The sequence below is a fragment of the Nitrosospira sp. Nsp18 genome (assembly GCF_900103145.1).
Classification (GTDB): domain Bacteria; phylum Pseudomonadota; class Gammaproteobacteria; order Burkholderiales; family Nitrosomonadaceae; genus Nitrosospira.
Window position 1 is genome coordinate 1 of record NZ_FMWY01000016.1, and the last position, 24570, is coordinate 24570.

Annotated in this window: 29 protein-coding genes; 10 read left to right on the forward strand and 19 right to left on the reverse strand. The window is 52.7% G+C overall.

What is annotated here, in order from left to right; genetic code table 11:
- Positions 1-49 precede the first annotated feature (49 nt).
- The 5 genes from BLS94_RS08555 to rplM form a co-directional block, all read right to left on the reverse strand.
- Positions 50-493 (reverse strand): bactofilin family protein, encoded by a 444-nt coding sequence (locus BLS94_RS08555; protein ID WP_090959667.1) that lies wholly within the window; start codon positions 491-493, stop codon positions 50-52.
- A gap of 10 nt (positions 494-503) precedes the next feature.
- A complete protein-coding gene (locus BLS94_RS08560) occupies positions 504-1238 on the reverse strand; it encodes a DUF6776 family protein (protein WP_256325352.1) in 735 nt (244 codons plus the stop codon).
- A gap of 191 nt (positions 1239-1429) precedes the next feature.
- Positions 1430-2458, reverse strand: coding sequence for an N-acetyl-gamma-glutamyl-phosphate reductase (gene argC / locus BLS94_RS08565; RefSeq protein WP_090959670.1), 1029 nt, complete (start codon positions 2456-2458; stop codon positions 1430-1432).
- A 346-nt stretch (positions 2459-2804) separates the two neighbouring features.
- Positions 2805-3197, reverse strand: a complete 393-nt coding sequence (rpsI, locus tag BLS94_RS08570; protein WP_072766515.1) for a 30S ribosomal protein S9 — start codon at positions 3195-3197, stop codon at positions 2805-2807.
- 4 nt (positions 3198-3201) lie between these two features.
- A complete protein-coding gene (gene rplM / locus BLS94_RS08575; protein WP_025040412.1) occupies positions 3202-3636 on the reverse strand; it encodes a 50S ribosomal protein L13 in 435 nt (144 codons plus the stop codon).
- Between the two features lie 281 nt (positions 3637-3917).
- On the opposite strand from rplM, the gene BLS94_RS08580 reads away from it, so the two are divergent.
- Both BLS94_RS08580 and BLS94_RS08585 read left to right on the forward strand, forming a co-directional pair.
- Entirely contained in the window at positions 3918-4790 is an 873-nt protein-coding gene (locus BLS94_RS08580) for a phosphoribulokinase (protein ID WP_090959673.1), read from the forward strand.
- Between the two features lie 309 nt (positions 4791-5099).
- Entirely contained in the window at positions 5100-7334 is a 2235-nt protein-coding gene (locus BLS94_RS08585; protein ID WP_090959676.1) for a UvrD-helicase domain-containing protein, read from the forward strand.
- A gap of 45 nt (positions 7335-7379) precedes the next feature.
- On the opposite strand, the gene BLS94_RS08590 is transcribed toward BLS94_RS08585, so the two are convergent.
- From BLS94_RS08590 to BLS94_RS08605, 4 genes are all read right to left on the reverse strand, one after another.
- On the reverse strand, positions 7380-8135 hold the full coding sequence (locus tag BLS94_RS08590; RefSeq protein WP_090959679.1) for a BPSS1780 family membrane protein: 756 nt from the start codon (positions 8133-8135) through the stop codon (positions 7380-7382).
- 62 nt (positions 8136-8197) lie between these two features.
- Positions 8198-9148: a homoserine kinase gene (locus BLS94_RS08595; protein WP_090959682.1), complete on the reverse strand. Its 951-nt coding sequence runs from the start codon at positions 9146-9148 to the stop codon at positions 8198-8200.
- A gap of 63 nt (positions 9149-9211) precedes the next feature.
- On the reverse strand, positions 9212-9577 hold the full coding sequence (locus tag BLS94_RS08600; protein WP_090959685.1) for a DUF2782 domain-containing protein: 366 nt from the start codon (positions 9575-9577) through the stop codon (positions 9212-9214).
- 58 nt (positions 9578-9635) lie between these two features.
- The gene (locus BLS94_RS08605; RefSeq protein ID WP_090959688.1) at positions 9636-10364 is read right to left on the reverse strand and encodes an LOG family protein; all 729 of its coding nucleotides are present in this window, start codon (positions 10362-10364) and stop codon (positions 9636-9638) included.
- 22 nt (positions 10365-10386) lie between these two features.
- Here BLS94_RS08605 and polA point away from each other — a divergent pair, with 22 nt between their 5' ends.
- The 6 genes from polA (at position 10387) to rplS (ending at position 15424) form a co-directional block, all read left to right on the forward strand.
- Positions 10387-13128 (forward strand): DNA polymerase I, encoded by a 2742-nt coding sequence (polA, locus tag BLS94_RS08610; protein ID WP_090959691.1) that lies wholly within the window; start codon positions 10387-10389, stop codon positions 13126-13128.
- Positions 13129-13236: 108 nt separating this feature from the next.
- Positions 13237-13395, forward strand: a complete 159-nt coding sequence (locus BLS94_RS14900) for a hypothetical protein (protein ID WP_176767835.1) — start codon at positions 13237-13239, stop codon at positions 13393-13395.
- A 21-nt stretch (positions 13396-13416) separates the two neighbouring features.
- On the forward strand, positions 13417-13680 hold the full coding sequence (gene rpsP, locus BLS94_RS08620) for a 30S ribosomal protein S16 (protein WP_072766506.1): 264 nt from the start codon (positions 13417-13419) through the stop codon (positions 13678-13680).
- A 22-nt stretch (positions 13681-13702) separates the two neighbouring features.
- Positions 13703-14215 carry a ribosome maturation factor RimM gene (gene rimM / locus BLS94_RS08625; protein WP_072766505.1) on the forward strand — a complete coding sequence of 171 codons (513 nt, stop codon included), beginning with the start codon at positions 13703-13705 and terminating at the stop codon, positions 14213-14215.
- A gap of 4 nt (positions 14216-14219) precedes the next feature.
- The gene (trmD, locus tag BLS94_RS08630; protein WP_090959697.1) at positions 14220-14990 is read left to right on the forward strand and encodes a tRNA (guanosine(37)-N1)-methyltransferase TrmD; all 771 of its coding nucleotides are present in this window, start codon (positions 14220-14222) and stop codon (positions 14988-14990) included.
- 29 nt (positions 14991-15019) lie between these two features.
- Positions 15020-15424 carry a 50S ribosomal protein L19 gene (rplS, locus tag BLS94_RS08635; protein ID WP_072766503.1) on the forward strand — a complete coding sequence of 135 codons (405 nt, stop codon included), beginning with the start codon at positions 15020-15022 and terminating at the stop codon, positions 15422-15424.
- Positions 15425-15862: 438 nt separating this feature from the next.
- Here the strand turns inward: rplS and BLS94_RS08640 are convergent, their stop codons facing one another.
- From BLS94_RS08640 to BLS94_RS08650, 4 genes are read right to left on the reverse strand one after another with little or no spacing between them, the layout of a single operon-like run.
- Positions 15863-16447, reverse strand: a complete 585-nt coding sequence (locus BLS94_RS08640; protein WP_090959700.1) for a c-type cytochrome — start codon at positions 16445-16447, stop codon at positions 15863-15865.
- Positions 16448-16449: 2 nt separating this feature from the next.
- Entirely contained in the window at positions 16450-16605 is a 156-nt protein-coding gene (locus BLS94_RS14905) for a hypothetical protein (RefSeq protein ID WP_176767836.1), read from the reverse strand.
- Entirely contained in the window at positions 16602-17084 is a 483-nt protein-coding gene (locus tag BLS94_RS08645; protein ID WP_072766501.1) for a DUF411 domain-containing protein, read from the reverse strand. The genes BLS94_RS14905 and BLS94_RS08645 overlap by 4 nt, the downstream gene beginning before the upstream one ends.
- Complete coding sequence (locus tag BLS94_RS08650; RefSeq protein WP_090959703.1) at positions 17081-17563, reverse strand: cupredoxin domain-containing protein; 483 nt, start codon at positions 17561-17563, stop codon at positions 17081-17083. Before BLS94_RS08650 ends, BLS94_RS08645 begins: the two co-directional genes overlap by 4 nt.
- Positions 17564-18254: 691 nt before the next feature.
- Between BLS94_RS08650 and BLS94_RS08660 the strand changes: the two genes are divergently transcribed.
- Entirely contained in the window at positions 18255-19307 is a 1053-nt protein-coding gene (locus BLS94_RS08660; RefSeq protein WP_371130258.1) for a hypothetical protein, read from the forward strand.
- A gap of 13 nt (positions 19308-19320) precedes the next feature.
- Here the strand turns inward: BLS94_RS08660 and BLS94_RS08665 are convergent, their stop codons facing one another.
- The 6 genes from BLS94_RS08665 to BLS94_RS14910 all read right to left on the reverse strand — a co-directional run bounded on the left by BLS94_RS08665 (position 19321) and on the right by BLS94_RS14910 (position 22440).
- Positions 19321-19650, reverse strand: a complete 330-nt coding sequence (locus BLS94_RS08665) for a DUF167 domain-containing protein (protein WP_090959713.1) — start codon at positions 19648-19650, stop codon at positions 19321-19323.
- On the reverse strand, positions 19650-20222 hold the full coding sequence (locus tag BLS94_RS08670; protein WP_090959716.1) for a YggT family protein: 573 nt from the start codon (positions 20220-20222) through the stop codon (positions 19650-19652). Before BLS94_RS08670 ends, BLS94_RS08665 begins: the two co-directional genes overlap by 1 nt.
- A gap of 30 nt (positions 20223-20252) precedes the next feature.
- The gene (gene proC / locus BLS94_RS08675; RefSeq protein WP_090959719.1) at positions 20253-21065 is read right to left on the reverse strand and encodes a pyrroline-5-carboxylate reductase; all 813 of its coding nucleotides are present in this window, start codon (positions 21063-21065) and stop codon (positions 20253-20255) included.
- An 82-nt stretch (positions 21066-21147) separates the two neighbouring features.
- Complete coding sequence (locus BLS94_RS15250) at positions 21148-21276, reverse strand: hypothetical protein (protein ID WP_256325353.1); 129 nt, start codon at positions 21274-21276, stop codon at positions 21148-21150.
- A gap of 150 nt (positions 21277-21426) precedes the next feature.
- On the reverse strand, positions 21427-22248 hold the full coding sequence (mutM, locus tag BLS94_RS08680; RefSeq protein WP_090959722.1) for a bifunctional DNA-formamidopyrimidine glycosylase/DNA-(apurinic or apyrimidinic site) lyase: 822 nt from the start codon (positions 22246-22248) through the stop codon (positions 21427-21429).
- A gap of 27 nt (positions 22249-22275) precedes the next feature.
- On the reverse strand, positions 22276-22440 hold the full coding sequence (locus BLS94_RS14910) for a hypothetical protein (protein WP_176767837.1): 165 nt from the start codon (positions 22438-22440) through the stop codon (positions 22276-22278).
- A gap of 236 nt (positions 22441-22676) precedes the next feature.
- On the opposite strand from BLS94_RS14910, the gene BLS94_RS08685 reads away from it, so the two are divergent.
- Positions 22677-24395, forward strand: a complete 1719-nt coding sequence (locus BLS94_RS08685; RefSeq protein ID WP_090959879.1) for a tetratricopeptide repeat protein — start codon at positions 22677-22679, stop codon at positions 24393-24395.
- Positions 24396-24570 lie beyond the last annotated feature (175 nt).

Consider the following 24570-nt stretch of genomic DNA (forward strand, 5'->3'; position numbering starts at 1 on the left):
AAATCATCTTCGATGCACTAAAATGAATTCCTTTCCTTATGGCACAACGTTAACTGCAAAACTGTTTCGGTAACCTTTTTCTATGGCGCAACGCGGCCGGTATTAGCGTCACCACCTTGTTGTCGAGCTGCATCGTATCCTGGTGATGCAGCATTCCTCGAACGGATGCGCCAAGCTGAATTTCCATGGTTTTATAGTGTATATCTCCAGAGACTCTGGCCTTGGCTTGTAGTTCCACATACTCGCTCACTTGTATGGCACCGACTACCGTGCCATTGATAACCGCGTGAGAGACCTGGATTACCCCTTCGACGATTGCTTCGTCGCTTAGCACTAAAGTGCTGGGTTTGTCGCCCAGCGCGGTAATATTACCTTTGATATGGCCATCTACCCGCAAACCTCCACTGAAGCTTATATTGCCGTCGATGCGGGTGCCTGCACCTATGAGCGAATCGATCTGGTTCTGGGGCTTGCCTGTCTTCTTCCCAAACATTTTCTCTCCTTCACAAAGACAAATTGACGGTTTGCACCAGCTTAGCCTGGGCTACGTTTTTTTCAAACACTTTCACCTGCATACTTTCCACGGTGGCATCGGGCGGCATGCGGAAGATATTTTCCACTCTCTGGTAAAACTTGAAGCTAACCTCTGTCGTTGATGTGCTGTCTGCGAGTGGCATCGCTATTTTTTTACCATCTTGCTCGAAATTGATGGTGAATTCCAGGCTACCATGGAAATCGCCGGGGCGCTGCTTGCCTTGGACCAGCAGCAAGCTGTAACGGTATTCTCCGGGGAAATTGCCTCGTTCCAGTTTTAAGCGGCCAATGGAAATCCGTTGTTCGTTCTTTCCGGGGGCTGACCCAAGATTCTGGAAAAACGCGAGGTCTTCTTTCAGGCGGGTATTCTCGTGTTCCAGCGTCTTCACCTGCTTGGCGATATCTTCTCGTGCCACGAGGTCCATCTGCAATTGACGATCAAGTCCGGCAAGTCTGACACGCAGCTCCTCATTATCTCGCTGAAGGTCGGCGTTTAACTGGGCTAGCCGATCCAGCTCATGCGTTACCTCATTCTTGTCGAAACCAGCAAACTTGCGCCCGGCGTCATACATTCCCCAGGACAAACCAAGCGCCAGCAGGATAAGTGCGGCAATGGCCAACCATCGGATATACGCCGGGGTTTGCGGGCGAACCGCCACTCGCGACGCGGAGATGCCGGATTTTCTTTTAAACGATTTGATCATAACCCAAGCTTATGCCGTGCGGCAGCGAATTACCGAGACCCGGCGCCACTAAAAGTATTGGAGCAAAGCACTCAAACAAGATGGATGAAGTATTCTCGTTCGGTCGAAATAAAGACAGGGTTAATACCCTTATTGCCGGGTTAACACGGTTGTTGTCGTTGCGTCCCCCATAAGATTTATTCAATGAATACTTAAGGCAGTAATGGAGCGTGATTGATCGCCAGGGTTTCCGGCAAGCCGAACATGAGGTTCATGTTTTGCACTGCTTGTCCCGCCGCACCCTTTACAAGATTGTCTGTTACCGACAGTATAACTGCCATGTTGCCGCCTTGCGGGCGATGGACCGCAATCCGGCAAAGATTTGAGCCGCGCACTGAGCGGGTTTCGGGATGAGCACCTGCCGGAAGCACGTCAACAAATGGTTCATCGGCGTATCGTTGCTCATATAAAGCCTGCAAATCGATATCTGCCGCGAGTCTTGCATAAAGCGTGGCGTGGATGCCACGAATCATCGGTGTAAGGTGCGGCACGAATGTCAGCCCGACCGGACGTGTGGCTACATTCGACAGGCCCTGCCGGATCTCGGGTAAATGACGATGTCCCGCCACGCCATAGGCCTTGAAGTTATCAGCCGCTTCCGCAAACAGCGTATGAATTTCCGCATTGCGTCCCGCACCGGAGACGCCGGATTTCACGTCTGCGATGAGGTGGTCGAGATCGACAATGCCGGCCTCGATCAAGGGCAGGAAGCCCAGTTGCACGGCGGTTGGATAACAGCCGGGATTCGCTATGAGCCGAGCACTCCTGATTTTGTCGCGATTGATTTCCGGCAAGCCATAGACAGCCTCCGCCACGAGGTCGGGACAGGCATGAGGCATGCCGTACCATTTTTCCCATACCGCCACATCCTTGATGCGGAAATCCGCGGCAAGGTCTATCACGCGCACCCCTGAGGCAAGCAAGGATCGGGCTTGTTGCATGGCGATACCGTTGGGGGTGGCAAAGAAGACCACATCGCATTTCTCCAATCCTGCTTCCGCGGGATCGCAAAACTTGAGCGATACCCGTCCGCGCAAATTGGGAAACAGTTCAGCTACGCCAATACCTGCTTCTTTACGTGAAGTAATGGCCTGGATGTTCGCTTCAGGGTGTTGCGACAAAATGCGCAGCAATTCCACACCGGTGTAACCGGTTCCGCCTACGATACCAATTTTAAGCATGGTGTCTCCAGGTTTTAAAAGGACGCGTCAGGCTGCATGCAGCAAGCTTCAGAATGAAACTTGCTCGTGAGCATCCGCTTCGCCATCGGCTCCCCTGCTTTAACACAGCACTCCTGATGTCGCTAAAAAATTCGTTGATACAACCTCATTTTCGAGCTGGATATTTGCACGGATCTCAGTGGCGCCTCATGACGGATCAATTCGAGCCCATAGTCTCTAATGTGGGATTGAAGCTTTGTCCGATTATTTATCTTGGCAGGGGAGGTGAATCTCATCGATTGATTATAAGCAACAAATAAAAAAGCCGCCAGAAGCGGGCGGCTTTTTGTATAGCATCGTACAACGCTTATCTCTTCGAAAATTGCTTGCGCCGGCGTGCCTTGCGAAAACCCACTTTCTTCCGTTCCACTTCACGTGCATCACGTGTGACAAGTCCAGCGCTGCTCAATACAGGTTTAAGCGTCGAGTCAAAATCAATTAATGCGCGGGTAATACCATGTCGCACCGCGCCTGCCTGACCCGATTCACCGCCCCCGTGGATATTGACCAGGATGTCGAAACTCGTCAGATTTCCCGTCAGTTCGAGTGGTTGACGGACGACCATGCGCCCGGTTTCACGGGAAAAAAATTCGTCAACCGGTTTGTCGTTGACCGTGATCAACCCCTTTCCAGGTTTGATGAATACCCGCGCCACCGCACTTTTCCGGCGGCCGGTACCGTAACTATAGGTTGTGCTCATGGTATCAAGCCCTGACTTCGAGTTGACGCGGCTGTTGCGCCGCGTGCGGGTGGGAAGCACCCGCATAGATTTTAAGTTTCTTTAGCATTGCGTACCCGAGCGGACCTTTCGGCAGCATACCCTTGACTGCCTTTTCCAGGGGACGACCCGGGAAACGTGCATGCATTTTCGCAAAACTTGTTTCGTAAATGCCGCCAGGGTAACCGCTATGACGATAATAAGTCTTGTTTTCCGCTTTATTGCCGGTCACGCGTAGCTTATCGACATTGATGACAACAATAAAATCGCCGGTATCCACGTGAGGAGTGAAAATGGGCTTGTGTTTGCCGCGCAAACGATGGGCGATCTCTGCTGCGAGACGTCCCAGCACCTTGTCGGCTGCATCGATCACAAACCAGTCGCGGATTACTTCATGTGGTTTGGCTGAAAAGGTTTTCACAAAACCTACCCCTGCTTATTTCAGTAAAGCGGCGCATTCTATGCCAGAGACCTGTGAATGTCAAACTTGAGTATTTACCCAGGAATTTTCCCTATAAGAAAAAACAGATTGTCCGCAAGCTATTTGCTTACAAGCAAGCGTGAAATGACTTTATCCTCAACCGTTGCCACCAAAATTATTAAAAAAACAGTTATCATTACGCTGCTCGAGATTTGCTGAAATCAGCAAAACCACTGACGCACGCCCTATGAACATCTTATTATCCTGAGGAGAAAGTCTGTATGTCACAAAAGCACCCCGTCATCGCCGTTACCGGGTCGTCCGGCGCGGGTACGTCGACGGTCAAGAATAGCTTCGAGCATATATTTCGGCGCGAGACACTGACTGCTGCGGTGGTAGAAGGTGATAGCTTCCATCGCTACGATCGCGACGGAATGAAAAACGCCGTAGCTGATTCGGAGAAGGATGGCGGTCACGCCATCAGCCATTTTGGTCCCGAAGCTAACGAATTCGAGAAGCTCGAAGCTCTTTTCAAGGAATATGGCGAGAGCGGCAGCGGCCAAATTCGCTTGTACCTGCACAATGATGAAGAAGCTGCGCCATACCAGCAAAAAGCGGGCACCTTTACCCCATGGTCACCGATAAAGCCCGGTTCAGATCTGTTATTTTACGAAGGCTTGCATGGCGGGGTGAAAAGCGATAGCGTCGACGTTACGCAATATGTCGATCTGCTGGTAGGTGTTACGCCCATTGTCAATCTGGAATGGATACAGAAAATTCATCGCGACATGAATGCGCGGGGGTATTCGGCTGAGGCGGTAACACACACCATTCTTCGGCGCATGCATGATTATGTTCATTACATTACGCCGCAATTTTCACGTTCGCATATCAACTTCCAGCGTGTACCAACGGTGGACACGTCCAATCCTTTTATTGCTCGGGATATACCTACCCTGGACGAAAGTTTTGTCGTGATTCGATTCCGCGACCCCAAGAACGTCGATTTCCCGTATCTGCTTTCGATGATTCACAACTCATTCATGTCTCGTCCGAACACAATTGTAGTGCCGGGGGGTAAAATGGGTTTGGCGATAGAATTGGTTCTAACGCCGCTTATTCTGGATCTGGTGAGGAAAAGCCGAAGCAAATAGTCATGTAATATTATCGATAAGGGCGCCCTATAAAGCCCCGCTTCAACGGCTCATTTAATGGATTGCCTGTCGTTTTACACACCGATAGCGCTACATAATGCTTCGAAGCTGGAATTTATAGCGGCGCCATATCTTCTTTTTCTTCTTTTTGCTCGACTACTCCCAATTGCATAAACGCGGATAATCCCGAGCGCAGCAGTTATAGTCAAGTTATACAGGACTCATCGTGCCCTCACTGCACACTGAGCCTTTGCCCAATTTCGGGATTCAAGATCATTCCCGAATATCTGATCGGAAACCCTTTCCATAATGCCTTCTCCTTCTCTTTCCGCACTGAATCCTGAACAACGCGAAGCGGTCACTTTGCCGCATCAGTCGGCATTGGTGCTGGCGGGTGCGGGTAGCGGCAAGACACGGGTACTCACTACCCGCATTGTCTATTTAATCCAGTCCAGCCAGGTAAGTCCTCATGGCATACTGGCCGTCACTTTCACCAACAAGGCGGCGAAGGAAATGCTCACCCGCATCTCTTCAATGCTGCCGATCAATACGCGTGGTATGTGGATAGGCACGTTCCATGGCTTGTGCAATCGCATGCTTCGCGCCCATCATCAGGATGCCGGATTGCCGCAGGCTTTTCAGATTCTGGATTCCGCTGATCAGCTGGCGGTAATCAAGCGCATCCTGAAGAATCTGGACGCGGATGACGAAAAATTTCCGCCGCGGCAGGTCCAATGGTTCATCAACAACGCAAAAGACGAGGGGTTGAGAGCATCGCAGGTTGAAACCTATGACGATTTTGCGCGGAAGGCGGTTGAGTTTTACCATTTCTACGAGCAGCAATGCAATAAGGAAGGCGTGGTTGACTTTGCTGAGCTGCTGCTGCGCAGTTATGAGCTGCTGAGCCGGAATGAAATCATTCGCGAGCATTATCGTAGCCGCTTCTGCCATATTCTAGTGGATGAATTCCAGGACACAAGTCGTCTGCAATACAAATGGCTAAGGTTGCTCGCCGGCGAACAGGCTGCAGTATTTGCCGTTGGAGATGACGACCAGAGTATCTATGCATTTCGCGGCGCGAACACCGGCAATATGAAGGAGTTTGAAAGCGACTTTCGTATTTCAAAAATCATCAAGCTGGAGCAGAACTATCGCTCGCACGGCAATATACTGAATGCCGCCAACACGCTGATACGCAACAATAGCGGTCGGCTCGGCAAGAATTTGTGGACCTCCGAGGGCCATGGCGAACCGATACGCGTGTATAACGCGCCGAACGATTTTGATGAGGCTGCATTCATCGTGGGTGAAGCAAAATCGTTACGTGCGGAAGGCGTGGCGCTGTCCCAGATGGCATTGCTCTACCGTTCCAATGCGCAATCGCGGGTTCTGGAACATGCGTTATTCAATGCCTCGTTGCCGTATCGGGTCTATGGCGGAATGCGTTTTTTCGAACGGCAGGAAATCAAGCATGCCCTGGCGTATCTTCGGCTATTGGTCAACCTTGGCGACGACAATGCGCTGCTGAGGATTGTAAACTTTCCTGCGCGCGGAATCGGTATGCGAAGTCTGGAACAGTTACAGGATGAAGCCAAGCGGCAAGGAGGAAGCCTTTGGGAAGCGATGATTGAGAAATGCGGAGGTGGAGCGCTTTCCATACCGGAGGCGGAAGATAAAACCCCTGCCAGGTCCGAGGGCGGGAAGGGACCGGAGAAGTCAAAGAAAGGAATTGGCGGTTTTGTCGCGATGATTGAATCGATGCGTCACGTATGCGAGAAGTTACCGCTACCGGAGGTGGTGGAGCACGTTCTGGAGCATAGTGGGCTGGTGGCGCATTATCGTGCCGAACGCGAGGGAGCCGACCGGCTGGAAAACTTGAATGAATTGGTCACCGCTGCCGCCAGCTTCGTACATGAGGCGGAGGATGATAGCCTGACGGTATTTCTTGCCCATGCGTCGCTGGAAGCGGGCGAGCATCAGGCTGGCGGTGGTGAGGATGCGCTGCAGTTGATGACGGTGCACTCGTCCAAGGGTCTTGAGTTTCACAGCGTGTTTCTGAGTGGATTGGAAGAAGGCCTGTTTCCACATGATAACAGTCGTAACGAAGCAGCCGGCCTGGAAGAGGAACGGCGGTTGATGTATGTCGCGTTAACCCGGGCCCGGCGAAGGTTGTATTTGAGTTTCGCCCAAAGCCGCATGCTTCACGGCCAGACGCGCTATAACATTCCTTCGCGGTTTTTGAAGGAAATTCCGGATAGCTTGCTGAAGTGGTTACAGCCGCCGCAGAAGGCAGGAATCCGAAATCAGGAATCGGGCCTCGGGGATTACGGTCATGGGTATGGCAAGCCAATCCAGCAGCCAGCGAGGCACGACTCGCCGACATCTCCCTGGCGAGTAGGACAGAATGTTGTGCACGCCAAGTTTGGCGCAGGTGTAATCGTCAATTGCGAAGGAAGCGGCGCAGACGCTCGCGTCGAGGTCAAGTTTGGCCGTGCTGGCACAAAGTGGTTATTGCTGGAGTATGCCAAGCTGGTCGGTGCATGAAGCCGGGATAGATTGGAGCTTTTGAAGAGCTGTTTTGAAGAATTGTTATACGGCTTCCGCCGAGTCCTGGAAAATGTCGCGGTAGCTTGCAAAAATGGAAGCGAACAAGGTTGGCGACACGGCCGTGATTACTGCCAGCTGTACTATTAGCGAGGGGCCTAACAGGCCGCTTGCCAGCATAATCAGTATCGTCATGACGACTACCAGCGTAATGACGTAAACCTGGAGTGGAACGATATTTTTCAGGCAGGCAACAAAGCTGGACCGCATTGCGTCCAAGGCCCGCATATTACCGAATTTCACCAGCAGTGGCGCGAACCAGACAGCCATCAAAAGCGGAATGGTCAACACGAGCGCCACCAGGGATGCGGAGAGCATATCGCCTGATACATTCTGCAACTCATTTTCATCGACCCTTTTCCCCTCCAGCAACAAACCCATCAGTACGTCGCCTCCGACCAGCATGAACACCCCAACAATCAGCACTTGCCCTACCAGATAGATTCCCCCTATCGTAATCAACGGAGATGCAGTGCCGTGAAAGCCTGCCAACAAGTGGGTAATCTCCAGGCGGCCGCCCTCTTCCAGTGTTTTGCATCCTATCATCACGCCTGCCAGGAACACCGGCGAGAGCAAAGTGAAAATAAATTGTCCTGCTATTGGAATAAGCGCTAGTGTGGCAGCGATCAGCAGCAAGGTGGCGCACAGGACAATCCATACCAGAGGAGCTCTGCGGAACAAAAAAAAGCCGGTCATTATCCACTGCCACCCCTGTTTCGCATCGACTTGCCTGACTTGCATTTTTTATCTCCGATAGGGCTGTGCCCGCCGCAAAGGGTAACCGCAGTTTTATTCTTAAATACTTAAACCCAAACCGGCTTCAGTTTGGCTTGGGATGACGCGTGGTTCTTCAGTATATGCATGAAGTGGGCAGGGTCTTTTACATGAGTGAGTTCACCCATGCGCGGCAAATGATAATCCTGGAGCCGCGATAACCAGAAGCGCAAAGCCGCGGCACGCAGCATTACCGGCCATGCGTCGCGTTCGTTGACAGTAAGCGGGCGGGTGCGGTGATACGCCTGGAGTAAAGACGATGTACGTGCCGCGTCCAGTTCGCCATTTTCGTTCAGGCACCAGTCGTTGGCGGCAATGGCGAGATCGTACAGCAAGACATCGTTGCAAGCGAAATAGAAATCGATCACGCCGCCCATCGCGTTGTCGTTGAACAGGACATTGTCGCGAAACAGATCTGCATGAATTACGCCGCGGGGAAGGTTTTCAAAGCGATACAACGACTGAAAACGCAATTCTTCCCGAAGAACTTTCGCGTCTTCCGCGTTAAGAAATGGCATAACATCAGGCGCCGTGGCCTTCCACCACTTTGGTCCGCGCGAGTTCTCCATTTTCTCAGGATAGGAAAGGCCAGATAAATGCAGGCTTGCCAGGAGTTCGCCGACTTCCGCGCAGTGCAGGGTAGTCGGATGTTCCTGAGATTTTCCGCGCAGGCAGGTGACGATGCTCGCCGGTTTACCGTTGAGCTCGCCAAGAAATTTATTGTCGAGATCAGCAATTGGGCTGGGGCACGGAATGCCATGGCGTGACAGATAGGCCATCAGGTTCAGGTAATAGGGCAAATCGGAAAAGCTCAGCTTTTCAAACAGAGTGAGAACGTACTTGCCGTGATTGGTAGTGACGAAATAATTGGTGTTTTCGATACCCGAGGAGATGCCCTGCAGATCGATCAGGGACCCGAGAGAGTAGTTTTTCAGCCAAATGGAAAGCTGATGCTGCGTGACGGTGGTATAGACGGACATGAACGGGAGCAAAGAAGGCTAAGCAGCAAAAGGGAGAAGAATCTCGCTGCCTTTAATCAAAGGTCAAAACTCGCGTATTACCCACATCGGAGGACGAATGCGCTGGTCAAGGCCGCCGGTGTCGTGGGCAGCAAATGTTCCGTCCCCACGATTGTCCATCAAATAATATGGCAGGCCAATGCGGGGTGTCACCTTGATCATGTAGAGGCGCCCATTGATCCGGTACTCCTCGATCTTGTCCTCTCCACGCTTGGTGATCGTAACCTGCGGTTCCAGCGAGGCGTCCTCATCGTCCGCCCCCGGCGAAGGCAAAGGTAATTCTGGTGGTTCGGGAACCTCGGGCAAGGGCCGCAGATCCTTGGGCTGATTGGATTGCGCTGCTGCGGGTAGTGCGGAAATCAATAATAATGCAATCACTATACGACGCATGGCGCCTCCCGGCAGGGGGTCAGGGTCAATATGTTATTCTATCTGAAATGACCCGCCATTACAGATTGAGTTGGACTTCGCGCTCTGCCGCGGAAGGCTCGAACCCCCGGGTTTCATAATATTTGAATATGGCGTTCACCACTTCGCCCGGCTCATCGATCATCTGTATCAGGTTCATATCTTCCGAACCGATCATGCCTTCCGAGACAAGCACGTGCTGGAGCCAATCAATCATGCCGCGCCAAAAATCCGAACAAACGAGGATAATAGGCATTTTCCGGGTCTTGCCGGTCTGAACCAGCGTAAGTGCCTCCATTAGCTCATCAAGCGTGCCAAATCCGCCAGGTAAGACGACGTAGGCACTGGCGAACTTGACAAACATATATTTTCGCGCAAAAAAATGGCGAAAGGTCTGGCTGATATCCTGGTAGACATTGCGATGCTGTTCATGGGGAAGTTGGATATTCAGGCCGATACTGGGCGATTCACCAAAATAAGCGCCCTTGTTGGCCGCTTCCATGATACCGGGACCACCGCCGGAAATTACGGCAAAACCCGCATCGGACAATTGCCGGGTAATCTGCTCGGTCAGTTTATAGTATGGATGCTCGGGGAGCGTACGCGCACTACCGAAAATGCTTACAGCGGGCCTGATCGAACTCAAGCGTTCCGTCGCTTCGACAAATTCTGCCATAATTCTGAACACGCGCCACGATTCGCTGGCCGACCAGGTCTGTTCCCGAAATTCGTTCGTCATGGTACGGGCTAGCTTATCTTTCGGGCTCATTGGCAAAAACCTTTGGAGTTAGATGAAAACATTACTGCTGGTTGACGGTTCATCCTACCTATATCGCGCTTTTCATGCGTTACCAGACTTCCGCAACCGCAACAACGAGCCGACGGGGGCGATTTATGGCGTGATCAATATGTTACGCCGCCTCCACAAGGATTACGAAGCGCATTATAGCGCGTGCGTATTTGATGCAAAAGGCAAGACTTTTCGTGACGATCTTTACGCGCAGTATAAGTCGCATCGCCCTCCCATGCCGGATGATCTCGTTGCTCAGATAACGCCGCTATATGAGTGCATCAATGCGATGGGATGGCCGATGCTGATCGTGGAAGGGGTAGAAGCGGATGATGTGATCGCTACGCTGGCTAAACAGGCTGAACGGGAGAATATGCGTTGCATAATTTCTACCGGCGACAAGGATATCGCGCAGCTTGTAAATCAACAGGTAACGCTGGTGAATACCATGACAAACGAAATACTTGATGAAGCCGGCGTGGTGGCCCGGTTCGGCGTCGCGCCGTCGCGCATGATCGACTATCTGGCACTGGTCGGTGACACATCCGACAACATTCCGGGCGTACCAAAGGTCGGCCCTAAAACCGCGGTAAAGTGGCTCACGCAATACGGTACGCTGGACAATATTGTCGCCCATGCCGATGAAATCGGCGGTGTGGTCGGCGAAAATTTACGCGGTGCTCTCGATTGGTTGAGCAAGTCTCGCGAAATCCTCGCGATCAAGTGCGACGTCGTATTGCCCGTAAATCTGCATGGCCTTGGGCTGCAGCCGCAAAATACCGCCAAATTGGCAGAACTGTATGAGCGGCTGGACTTTAAAACATGGCTGCGAGAGTTGCGGGACGTGGGTTCAGGAGAAAAGGGCGGCGAGCTTTCCCTTTCCCTGACTCGGACCTATCCGCAAGCGAGTGCGGGCGAGGTACGCGCCGACCGGGCGCCGGTAGACTACCAAACCATTGTTACGCCGGCCCAGTTCGATGAGTGGGTCATGCGTATCGATGCCGCGCCGGTTGTTTCACTGGATACGGAAACCACAGGGCTGGACCCGATGCAGGCTCAGCTCGTCGGCATCGCATTTTCCGTCGAGGCTCACCAGGGCGCGTACCTGCCGTTGGCGCACCGATATGCCGGCGCGCCACAGCAACTGCCGATCGGTCTTGTCCTCGATAAGCTCAGGCCCTGGCTGACCAATCCGGCCAAACAAAAACTCGGGCAGAACCTGAAGTACGATAAGCATATCTTTGCCAGTTATGGTATTGCCTTGAACGGTATCGTCCATGACACGCTGCTCCAGTCCTATGTACTCGAATCCCACCGCCCGCACGACATGGATAACCTTGCATTGCGGCATCTCGGCGTCAAGACGGTCAGTTATGATGAGATCACGGGCAAGGGAGCCAGCCGGATAAATTTTGATCAGGTGGATATCGAACGCGCCTCCCGATATGCGGCTGAAGATGCCGACATCACGCTGCAACTGCATCAACACCTGTACCCTGAAATTGCGGCGGATGCAAAGCTTGAATATATTTATCGCGCTCTTGAAATGCCGGCGATGGAGATACTGTTCGACATGGAGCGCAACGGCGTACTGCTGGACTTGAAGTTGCTGGAAAATCAAAGCCGGGAACTCGGCGAAAAAATGCTGCTACTGGAGAACAGCGCGTGTTTAATCGCCGGACAGCCGTTCAATCTGAATTCAACGAAGCAGATTCAGGAAATCCTGTTCAACAAGCTTAAGCTGCCCGTCATTAAAAAAACCCCGGGCGGCGTGCCTTCCACGGACGAAGATGTGCTGCAACGGCTTGCACTGGACTATCCCCTTGCAAAAGTCCTGCTCGATTATCGTGGCCTCGCCAAGCTCAAGTCTACCTATACCGATAAGCTCCCGCGTATGGTGGATGCCGCTACCGGGCGGGTGCATACCAATTACGCGCAGGCGGTAGCAGTGACCGGACGACTCGCCAGCAACGAACCCAATCTACAGAATATTCCCGTGCGTACCATTGAAGGCCGTCGCATTCGTGAAGCATTTATCGCATCGCCGGGGCATAGCATTGTCTCCGCGGATTATTCGCAGATCGAGCTACGCATCATGGCGCATATTTCGCATGATGAAGGGATGCTCAACGCTTTCGCCAAGGGTGAGGACATCCATCGCGCCACAGCCTCGGAAGTGTTCGGCGTCCCGCTGGAAGCAGTGAACAACGAACAGCGGCGTTACGCAAAAATCATTAACTTCGGTCTGATATATGGGATGTCCGAATTCGGCCTTGCCTCTCAGCTCGGCATTGAGCGCGCGGCCGCCCGCGCTTACATGGACCGTTATTTTGCCCGTTATCCGGGTGTGGCGGACTATATGCAGCGGACCAGGGAAACTGCCAAAGAAACGGGCTGCGTAGAAACCGTATTCGGCCGACGACTACGGCTCCCGGAGATCAACAGCGCCAACGGCAATCGCAGGCAGGCTGCAGAACGTGCCGCTATCAATGCGCCGATGCAAGGCACTGCGGCGGACATCATCAAGCTTGCCATGATTGCGGTGCATGGCTGGTTGGAACGGGAAAATCTTCGCAGCAAGCTTATCATGCAGGTCCACGATGAACTGGTATTGGAAGTGCCGGCTGATGAAATCGAAATGATGAAACATGAATTGCCGAAATTGATGGGTAACGTGGCCGAGCTCGATGTGCCGCTGTTAGTGGAGGTGGGTGTTGGCTCAAATTGGGAACAGGCGCATTAAGGTAAGGAACTGCGAATAAATTATCGTTTTGCCAGCTTGGCCACCCGCCGCCGGTGGCAGGCGATCATGATAGAGATTCCGTGCTTTAATGAAAGAGCCGCCTTAAACATGGAAACGCGGAAACGAGCAAACGTGGAGGTGGCTGGCTTGCCCGATCAGCATGTGGTAATCTATTGGCTCTACGCCTTCTATCCCTATTGGCAAGCGGAAGTATTACTTGCTAATCCGGCAAAAATTACCGTAAAATCACACCCTTTTCAGTTTTAGACCCCAATAGGCAATATATACATGGTCATTATTCGATTGGCACGCGGCGGCGCCAAGAATCGCCCGTTTTTCAATATGGTAGTAGCGGACTCGCGCAATGCTCGTGATGGAAAATTCATCGAGCGCATCGGTTTTTATAATCCCAGAGCGGCTGAAGGTGAAGAAGGGCTGCGGGTCAAACTGGATCGAGTCACTTATTGGCAATCACAGGGTGCGCAGCTGTCGGACACCGTAACGAGGCTGGTCAAGCAGTTTGGCGCGAAACAAGAAACCGCAGGAAGCTAGACCGGGCACAGCGGTCGAGCCGATGGTGGTGATGGGGCATATCGTTGGCCCTTACGGTTTGTCAGGTTGGATCAAGGTTTTCCCCTATACCGAATATATAGATGGGCTGGCTGACTATCCGGTGTGGTGGTTGGGCAGCGGCAATGGCGAATGGCGCAACGTTAAGGTTAACGCAAGCGGTGTTCACGGGAACAGATTGACCGCGTTACTTGAGCAATGCGCCGATCGTAACGCAGCGGCGGAACTGAAGGGCCTGCAAATTGCAATTCCTCGCGGTCAATTGCCGGTCTTGTCGAATAGCGGTAACGACGGCTATTACTGGTCGGATCTGATCGGGCTTGAAATCGTTAACCAACAGGGCGAAGCACTGGGGAAAGTCACTGGATTGCTTGAAACCGGCGCCAACGATGTGCTTCAAGTGCAGAGTTTGAAAGAACCCGAAAGGGAAAGATTGATTCCTTTCATCAGCCAGGTAATTGTAAAAGTAGATTTCAAGGCGTGCCGGATAACGGTGGATTGGGGTGTGGACTACTAAGAACATGGCTCGTGAATTTGATGTCGTTACCCTGTTCCCCGAGATGTTCGACGCGATCACCAAGCATGGCGTGACCGGAAGGGCGAACGCAAACGATATTTATCGTCTGCATACCTGGAATCCGCGTGAGTTTACCGTGGATAATTACCATACAATAGATGATCGTCCTTATGGTGGCGGGCCAGGGATGGTAATGTTGGCTGAGCCGCTTGAAAAAGCGCTCACTGCTGCAAGGAATCGGCAGGCAGCGCTCGACGTTGCGGAAACGAAAGTGATTTATCTGTCTCCGCAGGGACGCCCGCTGGATCATGGTCTGGTTGTAGAGTTGGGCGAGCTACCGGCGCTGGTACTGCTGGCGGGACGCTATGAAGGCGTGGATGAGCGTTTGATAGGGCGTCAGGTCGATTATGAAATTTCTATTGGCGATTACGTGCTTTCTGGCGGCGAACTGGCCGCGATGGTGCTGATAGACTGCCTGGTGCGGCAGATGCCAGGCGTGCTGGGCGATCCCGAATCGGCGAACCAGGACTCATTTGTGGCGGGGTTGCTGGACTTTCCCCAATACACGCGGCCGGAGATATATCGGGGAAATGTGGTGCCTGAGGTTCTGATGTCTGGCAATCATGCCAGGATCAAGCGGTGGCGTTTACAGCAGTCCCTCGGCAGGACATGGCTGAGGCGACCGGATTTGATGGCATTGAAAGTGGAACGTGGCCTGACGAGAGAAGAAAAGGAGTTGCTGGAAGAATTCCAGCATGTCCACATCAGAAATTGAAACCAGAGAATATAAAGTAAGGAGTGCAAATGAACCTGATCGAACAGCTTGAAAATGAAGAAATCAGCCGTCTCGGCAAGACAATTCCGGATTTCGCTCCTGGGGATACCGTGATCGTTAACGTCAACGTAGTGGAAGGCGACCGTAAACGGATACAGGCTTATGAAGGTGTCGTCATCGCCAAGCGCAACCGCGGTCTCAATTCGGCCTTTACTGTACGTAAAGTATCCAGCGGGGAGGGTGTGGAACGGACTTTCCAGAGCTACTCACCGCTGATTGCCAGCATAGAGATCAAGCGTCGCGGGGATGTCCGTCGCGCCAAGCTTTATTATCTGCGGGATCGTTCCGGCAAGTCGGCGCGCATCCGGGAAAAGCTTCCCGCCCGTGCTACGGTAAAGAAGGCGGCGCCGAAAGCCAGCCAACCCGAGGGTTAAGCGTAGCGCTTTTGATCGGGAGTGTGAGCGACGTTGAATTGCCGACTGCTACCTTGCAGCCTGTCGAATTTGAAGAAAATCGGCTGCAAGCGTCTTGGCGGTTTATATGTCGCCGCTTTTTAGGCCAATAGAATAACTATTGGCCTTCAAAATCCTCAAAATCTGTCCTCACCCGGCCACCTTTTAGGTGCGATTCTTCAACAGGCTGCTGGATAAGATAGGGAAAGGTCGGCGGATTGATCGGTCTGGTGGCCTTGTTGTTATATCTCAACTCTACCTGAATCCTTCGCCTGTCGCAGTTCCTGTCCCTTCAGGTGGGATTAGCAACCTAGCGAAACTCTGGTCGCCCTTTTCGGGCTTAAACCAGGTCTCAGCCCGAAAAGTAGCGCTATCTCCGTTATCCCAAAACCAACGCAGCAAATAGCCGGCGCTTAGAGCCTAGCCTCGTTTTGGTTCCGGCTTACTCTCAATTTCCTTAAGCCAGATATCGTAGACTTCATCTGGCCATAGCGATTTTATCCAGACGATCACGTCATCTATTTCCTGTTTCGTCAGTTTTCCATCCCACGCTGGCATACCGGCACCCGGGCTACCGACCCGGATCATTGTTTCCAATGTTTCGGTTGAGTGATGCCAGGCATGGGCACTGCCGTCCAAAGGAGGCGGTGGATATCTCCCGTCAGCCGCCGGTATTCGCCAACCTGGAGTGGCCTCGCCATTGGGTCCATGGCAGCTTGCGCAATTTTTGGTATAAGTGGCCTGGCCACGCTTGATTTTTTCCGGATCCAGCTTGCGCGCTGCCAAGTTTTTGGGTTGTTCCACCGGTGCCGGTACAGATGCCGCAGCTGGTGGCCCAGGTTCAGCAACAGGCGCGGCGGGTTCGGCAGTAGCCGGTGCGGCGGCTGGTGAGGCTGGTGCAGCGACGGGTGAAGCCGGCGGCGCTTCTGTTGTGGCAGGCGGTTTGGATTCGCCGCAGCTTGCAATGATACCGATTACCGCACTTAAGAGAATGAAACGATGCATGCTCAAGGCCGCTTGCCTCCCGCGCCAACCATTCCTTGCCCGGTGAGCGGCATAATGGTCGGGACTGCAAAGAAACTTACTGGCGGGGTCAGGGAAACCTTGCTGGATCTCTCTTTCATGCCTTGGGGGGTGAGGTTACAGGATTCGATACTCTTCATTTCAGCCTCATCACTGAATCTTTTGCGTCAGATGGACGATGCTGGCTGTAAACCGTGGTATCGCCTTGCTTGTTTATCAAAAGCACGTCATAAGGATCGCTGCGTGCCCCTTCCATTCCCGGAGAACCGTGAGGCATGCCCGGAGCGGTCAGGCCAATAGCACGGGGACGCTCCTTGAGAAGGCGCTTGATATCCTGGGCGGGCACATGGCCTTCAATTGCATAGCCGTCGACCAGGGCAGTATGGCATGAGCCGAGGGTAGTGGAAATTCCGGCTTGCTCGCGGGCTTCCTTGTTGCCCACATCGTGGGTATTGACCGTAAACCCGTTTGCTCGCATGTGATCAACCCATTTTGCACAGCATTTGCAGGTCGAACTCTTGTAAACCTCGACCGTAGTTGCAGTCGCATGAGCACCGCTTCCAGCCAGTGCGCTGATGAGGATGGATCCTGCTAATAATACCTGCTTTGATATTTTCATTTGGTCTCCACTTCGATTGTTCCTTTCATACCTGGAAAATTCATACCCTTGAAATGGCCTGGCAACGGGCAGGCAAAGTCAACCGTCCCGGCTTCGGTGAAATGCCAGACCAATTCCGCGGTCTTGCCTGGAGCAACGCTGACCATGTTGGGCTCGTCAGGGTGCTCCATGTCGGGAAATTTTTTCATCATTTTATTGTGCTTATCAATGTCTTCTGGCGTACCGATCATCATCTCATGCTTTTTCTTGCCAGTATTGTTAAGCAGAAATTTAACTGTTTCACCTTGTTTTACTTTTATTTCCGAAGGCTTAAAGCGATTATCCACCATTGTTATTTCGATGGTTCGTGAAACCTCGCCGGGATCGCCGGGGTTGCCGAGGGAGGTGTTTTTTTCTTCACTGTGATGATCATGCTGCGCAAAGGCGACGGGTGAGGCCAAACCTAAAGTTAACGCAGATACGATCAAAATCTTTTTCATGTGATTTTCCTCCCGGCAGAGATTCGAATTCCCATTTTCAGTATCGATCTTATTGCTATTGGGGTACCTCAATACAAATATAGCAAAAAAGCTCACCGGCTCGTTTTGCCCCAACTGCCAGTGGCAATCAGATTTCCAATATACAGGCAGGACGCATTCATTTTACATTATTATCCGGATATTATCTGATGGGTGGCTTCCATTCATTTTGTCAATGCCTTACTTCGTAGCCTTGAATTAACATCTTGACCGCGGGGATTGGAAAGAGGTAATGTCTTGCCGGAAATAGACTGAGAAGCGGCAGCGGAGTTCCTCACTTTCAGGCTGGCGGGGAGTTCATACCCATTTGGGGTATGTAGACAGTGCTGAGCCAACTTCTCGACATTCGCGGATTATACAGGTGGACCTGCGAAGTGCTATGCCTTGAGTCGAACCCGTACCGTCTTGAGCATTTACTTTAAATACAACAAGAATCTGTTATCTCGCTCCCATTCTGCTCGCCTATCCGTTTATCCAGATGAACCTACAGTACATGGGCAGTTTTTGCTCTCGCCTTAAACGTTCGCTATGCGTGTTATTTTGCCTGTTAGCCCCGCTGATGCTGTCGGCTTGCCTGTCTCCCATCACGCTCAACCGAGCAGTGGGCGCTTATGATAATGCCATAACCAGTGCGGCGTCCAAGCAGCTATTGATGAACATTGCTCGTGCGCATCACCGTCAACCCATACATTTTACCGGAGTCTCAAACATTGCGGCGACGTTCGATTTCCGATTCAATGCCGGAGCCACACCCGCCCTGGGCGGGCTGGCGGGCCCGGTGCTCATGCCATTATTCGGCGGTAGCGTCGCGGAAAATCCGACCATCAGCATTGTTCCGATCGAAGGGGAAGAATTTACGAAACGGCTTCTTACCCCGTTTCACCAAAACAAGTTTACCCTGCTGCTTCGACAGCGTTTTGATATTGATCTCTTGCTGAGGCTGATGGCTCAGGAAGTACGAATTCAGCATTCTGAGCACCATGTCGCCTATCGCAACAGGCCGTCCGATACAGCGGGCTACGAAATGTTTCGCCGCGCGGTTCTTCACCTCTCGGCCATTCAGGATCAGGATCAGCTCCACGCCGAACCGTTGACCCTGGAACAAGCCTGGAGTATTCCCGCAGGGTCGGTTACGGCGGAGGGCTTTCAAGCGCTGGAGAAAGAGTTTTCCGTGCTCTATAACAGGGTGGATAATACTTTCACGCTTCGCAAACAAGTGCCTGGGCCCATTCTCATGACCAATTACGACCCAAAGACTTTGTCTACTGACGAACGCATGCGGTTGAGCCGGGAGGCGGTAGATTGGACCAGTAACGATATTGCGTTCGACATCCGTTCCGATTTTCCGGGGGGGACGTGGCCTATGAGAGGCGTTTTCCGGCTCAGAAGCTTCCATTCGGTCCTCAATTTCCTGGGCCGCTCAATCGGCGACGATCCAGAGTATGATGTCGACAAGGATCCAAGAACTCCCGCAATCCATAACGACGAAAATCCCGCCGCCACCATCGGACTCGTTGTTTCAGAGTCGGATCCCGAGGAAGCCGACCTTTCGGTTCACTCGCACGGCCGATATTACGCGGTGGACACGGCAGGACCTCTCGCGAATTGGAACCGGGATGCCTTCCAGATGTTGTACCTTCTGTTTCAGATAACCGTCACCGATTTACCCCGTGTTGGTGTGCCCAGTATCACTATCGCCAAATGACTTGCCGAAACCGCTAGCCCGTATTCGCATCCCTGGCATATTTCCATAGCACGCTGGGGTCACGGAGCGGATGGCTAATCTCAACTACTTTACGCCGGGATTTAATCCCGTGCTTGAGCGTCACCTGGCATTGGGGCACCCCAAATATTCCGGCGAGAAATTCAATCACCGCAGCGTTGGCGGCGCCTTCTGCAGGTGGCGCAGCCAGCCTGACTTTCATCGCGTCGCCATGCAACCCAACCACTTCCGTTTGCTTCGCGCCCGGCTGTACGTGCAGGGTAAGGATAAGCCGTTGTCCGCCACTATCACAGCGGTACCAAGTGGAAGATGTTATATCCGACATCAGAACAGGCGGGAGATTTCCCCTTCCGTCCTTGCCACTACAAACAGCAGCAATTGGATAATTATCAGCACAAACAGTGGCGACAGATCAATGTTGCCGATAGGGGGAATGCGTGCCCGGATAACCCCGAGGAACGGCCGGGTAAAACTGTCGAGTACCGGCGCCAGTGCGCTATAGGGATTGAACCAGGAAAGCACCGCCTGAATGATTACCGCCGCCATTATGATATAAAGCGTCATCTTGATGATTTCCACAAGCGCCAGGAGCGCCAGCGCGCCGGCTGCAAGGCCGATAGTCGAGGTGAAGTTGTACCCCTGAAGTATGTACACACCTGCCAATAATATGAGTTGCGTAAGCCATGCCAGCAGCAACGTGGGAAAATCGATACCTCCGAAGCCGGGGATTACGCGTCGCGCCGGTCGTACCAGAAAATCCGTAATCGCGATGAGAAATTGCGATAGCGGATTACGATGGGGCGCCCGTAGCAACTGCATATAAAAACGCAGCAGCAGCACCAGGGAAAATAGCCCCAGAAGGGTGTCGAGGAGGAATATCAACATCTGGTTGAGCATTCAATTTCCTAAAATAATAGTAAGCGCTGTTTATATATTGCCAAACTCATCGCCCAGCTCGCGCGCCCGCGCGTTCGCGACATGTATCGCCCGCAGAATGGCGCTCTTGACTCCTTCGTTTTCTAGAGCTCGTATTGCGCGCTCGGTAGTTCCCCCTGGGGACGTCACTCGAGCACGCAGCGCGGCGGGTTCTTCACTGCTCAGGCTTGCAAGCCTTGCCGCACCGACGAAAGTATCGATACTCAACTTCCGTGCCTGGGCCGCATCCAGGCCTAGTTCATGCGCTGCCTTTTGCATCGCTTCGATGAAATAAAATACATAAGCCGGGCCGCTGCCGGAGATGGCTGTAACGGTGTCCAGCAATTCCTCACGCGCAACCCACAGTACGGAACCTACCGCACCGAGTATGGCCTCTGCATCACCTCTTTCCGCTTCATTCACGCCAGCCATGGCATATAGGCCGGTAACAGCCGCGCCAACCAGGGCCGGGGTGTTGGGCATCGCTCGCACGATTCGTGTATAGCCACCCAGCCAGCGGGAAATATCCTTTGCGCGAATACCGGCGGCGATAGAAATAACCAGGTGATTATTGAGTAGCGCTGCAAGCTCTCGTGCCACGGCGGGTAGCTGCTGCGGCTTTACCGCCAGCACAACCACGTTGCTGTTGGCTACGCCTTGGAAGAGCTCCGCTACGGCCTCTACATTAAACTCCTGCTTTATCCTTTTGCGCCCTTCAGCGCTGACTTCCACTACGCATATCTGAGTGGGCAGATAGCCTTGCTGCAACAGGCCACCGATCAAGGCGGAGGCCATGTTGCCGCCGCCGATGAAAGTAATGTTCATATAAACTCTAAACTCGTAATAAATGCGATGGATCGCGATCTGGAGGCGCTTGTGTCCTGGTCATGAATGTTGTGGCACACATTCAGGCGAAGATACCCGCGAAACCGGGCACGGCTGTGCCAGCGTACGCCGTACGTATTTGGCAAATGCCGAGATCGCGCTTTTCGGCAACGATCTCGGAGACATTTTCGCCTTTCATCGTGTAAAACATGTTTTTTTTCCGGAACTCAGCCCTTACCCCTTGCGTAGCGTAACCCACCGGTAACGTAACGGGGTTAACGTAATGGGAGCTGTGGCAGTTTATCAGATTCCGCAGCAGGTAAAGCCTGCGCCCCTTACTGCAACGATGGCCTTGCGCAGCTTATTCTTGACATTGTGGACAATAAAAAGTTGACCGCTGCCCCTGCCTTGCTTGCAAAATGTTCGTTCCGCACTTCCGGCAAGGCCGGCCGGTTTGGCGGTATACCCAGTACTGCTGCTGAAAATAACCAGGGTTGCCGCTGGTATCAACAAAATCACGCAAGCTGCTGCCGCCGGCTTCAATTGCGAGATCCAGGATCTCTCTTATTGCCTGCACCAGTTTTTCGCATTCGAGTAACTCAAGTCCACCCGCTGGCCTCATGGGATTGATGCTTGCCCGGAAGAGCGCTTCATTTGCGTAAATATTGCCGACGCCGGCGACGATGCGGCTATTCATCAGCACTTCTTTGATGCTGGCGCTACGGTTCCGGGTCCGCTTATATAGCAGGTATCCGTTGAACGCTTCAGTGAGCGGTTCGGGGCCAAGCTGAGCCAGTAACGGGTGGCGCATGACATCAATCGATGTCCACAGTATTGCGCCGAAGCGGCGAGGGTCCTTGAAGCGGAGAGTCATGCCGTTGTCTAAAGTCAGATCGGCATGGTCATGTTTTTCCGGCACGGTTGTTGCTCCAGTTGGCAGCAACCTCAAGCTCCCCGACATTCCAAGATGCAGGATCAGCGTGCCTTTGCCACAGCCAAACAAGAGGTATTTTGCGCGCCGCTCCACCTTGTCGATTGTCACGCCGCGAAGTGTTTTATTCAGATCGGATGGCACCGGCCAGCGCAGATTTGGATTCCGTATCGTGACGCAGGCAACGCGGCGGCCTTCCAGATGGGGGGCGATTCCGCGACGGATAACTTCGACTTCAGGCAGTTCAGGCAATTGCGATTACCAAAAATATGGTTCAGCTTACAAAAAATCAGTCAAAAAAAGCACAGCACGTCGATCGAAGCGCATTTCCGCCAGATTGGTTCCGCATACCCGGCCGGCCAGCGAAATGATGGCAGGGGCACGAGCCGGCATGGCGGCTGAGGCGCTGGCCGACATGGCGGCTGAGTCGAGCTGTTCGGCCATGAGAATATCATGATGAATTCGGATTCGGGCATTCCTCCCTTATCTGCTGATCTCTGTGCTTCTTCATACGATTTGAGAAGTCGTTTTTGAATTAACAGGTGCGACGATAAGCGCATTTACGACATCGTCGTTCTGATGTGCACTTGTGATAAGCGTAAAATATACCTAATATGTGGATTGTACTGAAGGACAGCCCCGTCCTTGACAGCCTTTTTTCGAACGTTGCGGACTTCCCCATGAGTTTTAAGATTTTTGGCGCATTGCCGCTGCTTTTCCTCGCTGCCTGTGCGCAGTTTCCTGCCAAGACCGATGTCACGACGAGCAATCAGTCGAACAAGACAGGAGTTGGACAGTCGAAATTGCCCGATCAGGAGTTGACCCCACCCATGCTGTTCGATTTCTTGCTGGGGGAGACGGCTTTTCAGCGCGGTGATCCGGAGATCGCTACCAATACTTATCTCAAGCTAGCGAGAACCACGCGCGACCCGCGTGTCGCTCAGAGAGCGACAGAAATCGCCCTTCAATCACGCCAACCCCTGCCGGCACTTGAAGCAGCGAACATCTGGGCAACGCTTGATCCGAATTCGGTCGGTGCCCGCCAGACGCTGGCAGCGCTACTGGTTAACTTTAACAGGCTGGACGAAGCCCGGCCCCATCTGGAGAAATTGCTGGCCTCTGGCGGAAGCAATATCGATGAGGCTTTTATGCAATTGAATAGCCTGTTGGTGCGCAGCTCAGACAAAAATGCGACATTTGAGCTGGTCAGAAAACTTGCCGAACCTTATCCAAAACTACCGGAAGCACATTTCGCCGTGTCTCAGGCAGCATGGCTCGCCAATCGTTTCGATATTGCCTTGGCAGAGATGAGAAAGGCATTGGCACTTAGGCCGGAGTGGGAGATGGCGGCAATTTATGAAGGCCGAATTCTTGCGCGCGAATCCAATGCCAGCGCTATCAGATTTTTTGAACGCTATCTTGAAACCTATCCCAAAGCCAACGATACGCGCATTACCTACGCCCGGTTATTGCTGGCGGAAAAAGATTACGCCAAGGCACGCGACCAATTTCAGCAATTGCTGGCGGAAAATCCGGATAATGCCGATGTCGCTGTGGCTGTAGGTTTGCTTTCGATGGAATTACGGGAATATGGTTTGGCCGAATCCAATTTCAAGAGAGCGCTGGAGTTGGATTACAGAGACCCGGGCTTGGTGCGTTTTTATCTGGGTGGCATTCATGAAAAAACCCAGGATGATGCCACCGCGATGGAGTGGTATCGCTCAGTAACGGCTGGCGCACAGTATCTTCCGGCACAGATAAAGTATGCCATCCTGCTGAGCAGAAAAGGCAAAACCGACGAGGCTTTACAGCACTTGCAGCAATTGCCGGTGACAAACGACCAGCAGCGTGCGCAATTAATGATCGCCGAGGCGCAATTGCTGCGCGAGGACGGTTCGTACCGGAAAGCGTTCCAATTGCTGAGTAATGGCCTTGAGAAGCTTCCTGACTCTCCTGATTTGCTCTACGACCGCGCGTTGGCAGCGGAAAAAATCGGTAAATATGAAATTCTGGAGCAGGATTTGCGTAAGTTGATCCAATTGAAGCCGGATCATGCTCATGCTTACAATGCCCTTGGCTATAGCCTTGCAGAACGTACTGACCGCCTGCCGGAAGCGCTTGAACTCATCGAGAAGGCTATCACCCTTTCTCCTGGTGATCCATACATAATGGACAGCCTGGGGTGGGTGCATTACCGCATGGGCAATCTCAACCAGGGGCTCAACTACCTGAGACAGGCATTCGGGCTGGCGCCGGACCCGGAAATTGCAGCCCATCTGGGAGAGGTGCTATGGGTACAGGGAAAAAAGGAAGAGGCTACAGAGGTTTGGGAGGCAGCGCTCAAGAATCATCCTGGCAATGAGGCATTGCTCAGCACAATGAAAAAATTCATGAAGTAGTATAATCCCAGATAATCCATTGGGACGCGAGATGATGGCGAGGCAGGTTGCGAGACAGTTTTGCCGGTTGAGAGAAGTCCATAGTTTGGTTTATGGACGCCGCGCAGGTAGCAAAAATGGCGGCGAAAATGGCCGCCAACTAACCGCCAGCACTCGGGCAGGCTCGCGGAGCCGC